Raw genomic sequence first — 3,662 nt, 5'->3', positions numbered from 1 at the left:
GCTGCGGCGGGACGGCGGCCATCCCCACGGCCACCAGCGGCGGAGCCATCACGCCGACGCCCGCGCCGATCACCAGCAGCCCGGGAACCGCGGCGGTCCAGGACGATCCGGCGTCGATCAGGGTCAGCAGCCCGCTGCCCACGCCGATCGTGAGCAGGCCGCCCCCGATCGACCACTTCGGCGACAGGTCGTGCAGCTGCCGACCGAACACGCCCGACGTCAGGAAGGCGCTCACCGACATCGGCAGCAGCGACAGCCCGGCCCGCAACGGAGTCAGGTGCAGTTGCCGCTGGAGCCACAGCGAGATCAGCGGGCTGGCCGCAAAGGCGGCGAAACTCATGCCGAGAGCGGCGATCAAGGTCGCGACCAAGCCGGTGTGACGCAGCAGAGTCAGCGGCAGCATCGGTGCGGCGCTGCGGGATTCGACGGCCAGGAACGCCAGCAGTGCTGCCGCACCGGCGATCAGGGCGGTCACGGCGCGGGCATCGGTCCAGCCGTGTTCGCCGCCGCGAATGATGCCGTAGGTCACCGCGGTCGCCGCCAGCGCGAACGCCGCCATACCGGGCAGGTCCACGCCACGATCGGCGCGGCGCGGCGACGGGCCGAAAGCGATGGCGGTCAAGGGAATCGTGATCGCCGCGATAGGCAGGTTCACGAAGAAGATCCACCGCCACGACAGCAGATCGGTGAGCACACCGCCGAGCACCACGCCGATGCCCGCGGACGCGCCCGCCACCGCGCCCCACGCGCCGAACGCCACGCCGCGCTCCTTGCCGGTGTAGGTGGCGTGCAACAGGGACAGCGTCGTCGCCAGCATGGCCGCACCGCCGATGCCCTGCGCGGCGCGCGCGGCCACCAGCACCTCAGCGGACCGCGCGACACCGCAGGCCAGCGAGGCGGCCGCGAACAGGACCAGGCCCACCAGATAGGTGGGTTTCGCGCCGACCCGGTCGGCGAGCGAGCCCAGGACCAGCAGCAGGGCGGCCAGGGCGAGAGCGTAACCGTCGACGACCCACTGCAATCCGGACAGGCCGGTGCCGAGATCGACGGCGATATCGGGCAAGGCGACATTCACGATCGTGACGTCGATGAGAAGCATCAGCGTGCCCAGGCAGGCCGCGATGAGGGGGAGCCATTTCCGCATGGGAACCTCCAGGAGAACGAGCGATTTCGTCACCTAGACTGACCATGAAGCCCAGTTTCCCCTAGCCGTACCGGCTCTGGCGAAAGATTCCTCCCATGGATGCTGAAGAGGCGGATGAATCCGCCGTTCTGGATACGCTCGACAAGCAGATCATTCACGGCCTGGTCACCGACGCGCGCATCCCATTCGCCCGGCTCGGCGCGATCCTCGGCGTATCCGAGCAGACCGTCGCCCGCCGTTACCGGTCGCTGCGGCGGCGCGGCATGCTCCACGTCGCCGGGCAGGTGAATACGGTGCCGCTCGGGCGCACCCGGTGGATCCTGCGCATGCGGACCCCGCCGAATCGGGCGGTCGCGCTGGCCGAGGCGCTCGCCCGGCAACCGGATGTGAGCTGGGTTTCCTTGCTGGCCACCGGATTCGAGGTGACCTGCGTGTGCCGGCCGCGATCGGTGGAGCGGCAGGACGAGCTGCTGTTGCGGATGATCCCGCGCGCCACGCAGGTGCTCGAGCTGACCGTGCACGAGGTGATGCGGCAGTTCCCGTTCGCCGAGGAGTGGCCGCGCTACAGCAGGCTGCTCACGGCCGGGCAGCTTCGTGAACTGGGGCCGCGGCCGCCCATGTGGGAGCCGCGGGGGCCGGAGAAATCGGTTCAGCTGTCGCGGGAGGACGAGGCGATGCTGGCCATCCTGGGGCGCGACGGGCGGGCCTCCTACGCGCAGATCGCCACCGTCACCGGGTGGAGTTCGAGCCGGGTGGCGCGGCGCATGAGCGAGCTCATCGAATCCGGGGTGCTGTACTTCGATCTCGACTTCGCTTTGGAGCGAATGGGTTACGTGTCGCGGGCCATGCTGTGGATGCGGGTGCGGCCCGGGGATCTGGAGGCGGTGGGCCGGGCCGTCGCCACGCACCCGGAGGTCGCCTTCGTCGCGGCGACGACGGGGACCGTGAACCTGGTGGCCGCGGTGGTGTGTCACGACACCGCGCATCTGTACCGGTACGTCACCGAGTCGCTGGGAGTGCTGCCGGGGATCAACGATGTTCAGGTGCTGTCGGCGTTGCGGATGTTCAAGCAGTCGACGACGTTGTTGGATGACCGGAAGGTGGGGGTCGTGCCCTGAGCCCGGTCGGCTTGCCGATCGGTTGCTACCAGGTGTTTCGCGTGTCGTTCAGCGCGTCGCTTGCATCGAACACCTGTTCGTCTAAGCTCGTCGTCGGAAGTTGTCGGTGCCTCCCTCTAACGTGGGCGCCAACCACAGTATGAGACTCACCCGTTGAGAAGGGGACAGACGATGGCACCTCCGGCTTTCGATCGTGACAAGGCCCTCGAACTGGCGTTGGCGCAGATCGAGAAGGGTTTCGGTAAGGGCGCGGTCATGCGCCTGGGAGAAGAGGCGCGCCAGCCGATCGCGGTGATTCCCACCGGATCCATCGCGCTGGACGTCGCTCTCGGCATCGGCGGCCTGCCGCGCGGCCGCATCGTGGAGATCTACGGCCCGGAATCCTCGGGTAAGACCACCGTCGCGCTGCACGCGGTCGCCAACGCGCAGGCCAACGGCGGCGTCGCGGCGTTCATCGACGCCGAGCACGCGCTGGATCCGGACTACGCCCGCAAGCTCGGTGTCGACACCGACGCGCTGCTGGTCTCCCAGCCCGACACCGGTGAGCAGGCGCTCGAAATCGCCGACATGCTGGTGCGTTCCGGCGCCATCGACATCATCGTCATCGACTCCGTCGCCGCCCTGGTGCCGCGCGCCGAGATCGAGGGCGAGATGGGTGACAGCCACGTCGGTCTGCAGGCCCGCCTGATGAGCCAGGCGCTGCGCAAGATGACCTCGGCGCTGAACAACTCCGGCACCACCGCCATCTTCATCAACCAGCTGCGCGAGAAGATCGGCGTCATGTTCGGCTCCCCCGAGACCACCACCGGTGGTAAGGCGCTGAAGTTCTACGCCTCGGTCCGCCTGGACGTGCGCCGCATCGAGACGCTGAAGGACGGCTCCGACGCGGTCGGTAACCGCACCCGCGTGAAGGTCGTCAAGAACAAGGTCTCGCCGCCGTTCAAACAGGCCGAGTTCGACATCCTCTACGGCTTCGGCATCTCCAAGGAGGGCTCGATCATCGACATGGGTGTCGATCAGGGCTTCATCCGCAAGTCCGGCTCCTGGTACACCTACGAGGGCGACCAGCTCGGCCAGGGCAAGGAGAACGCCCGCAAGTTTCTGCTCGAGAACACCGATGTCCGCGACGAGATCGAGAAGAAGATCAAGGAGAAGCTCGGCATCGGCGCGGACGTCACCGCCGAGGAAACCGCCGCCGACTTCTGACATGACCTCGCGGGATTCCGAAGGGCCCCGGCGCACCCCGCCGGGGCCCACCCCCCAGCTCGACGCGGTGGAACGCCTCCGCCGCCAACTGGAATCCCGCGACGCCAAGTCCGCGCGCCGCCCCTCCCCCCCCACCCCCCCCCCGGCCGCCCTGCCGAGCCCCGACCGCTTCGGCCGCGACTCCGCCCACCCCG

The 3,662-nt window shown here is 68.8% G+C and carries 4 protein-coding genes; 3 read left to right on the top strand and 1 reads right to left on the bottom strand.

The window, feature by feature from the left end:
• Positions 1-1,144 (bottom strand): MFS transporter (locus ACFV4K_RS35070; RefSeq protein WP_379280598.1); only part of this gene is annotated, 1,144 nt, incomplete at its 3' end.
• A gap of 95 nt (positions 1,145-1,239) precedes the next feature.
• On the opposite strand from ACFV4K_RS35070, the gene ACFV4K_RS35065 reads away from it, so the two are divergent.
• From ACFV4K_RS35065 to ACFV4K_RS35055, 3 genes are all read left to right on the top strand, one after another.
• The gene (locus tag ACFV4K_RS35065; protein ID WP_379280597.1) at positions 1,240-2,262 is read left to right on the top strand and encodes an Lrp/AsnC family transcriptional regulator; all 1,023 of its coding nucleotides are present in this window, start codon (positions 1,240-1,242) and stop codon (positions 2,260-2,262) included.
• Positions 2,263-2,433: 171 nt separating this feature from the next.
• Positions 2,434-3,468 (top strand): recombinase RecA, encoded by a 1,035-nt coding sequence (gene recA, locus ACFV4K_RS35060; RefSeq protein ID WP_357282885.1) that lies wholly within the window; start codon positions 2,434-2,436, stop codon positions 3,466-3,468.
• Between the two features lies 1 nt (position 3,469).
• Positions 3,470-3,662: hypothetical protein (locus tag ACFV4K_RS35055; protein ID WP_379280596.1), on the top strand; the 193-nt coding region annotated here is incomplete at its 3' end.

Origin of the sequence: Nocardia sp. NPDC059764, from assembly GCF_042732555.1 — a bacterium.
Taxonomy (GTDB): domain Bacteria; phylum Actinomycetota; class Actinomycetes; order Mycobacteriales; family Mycobacteriaceae; genus Nocardia.
Note: the sequence above shows the minus strand (reverse complement) of the source record. Positions and strands in the feature narration are given on the sequence as shown.

Excerpts from the sequence above, each read along its gene's own strand:
- recA (WP_357282885.1), top strand. The coding sequence starts at position 2,434 with ATGGCACCTCCGGCTTTCGATCGTGACAAGGCCCTCGAACTGGCGTTG.
- ACFV4K_RS35065 (WP_379280597.1), top strand. The coding sequence starts at position 1,240 with ATGGATGCTGAAGAGGCGGATGAATCCGCCGTTCTGGATACGCTCGAC.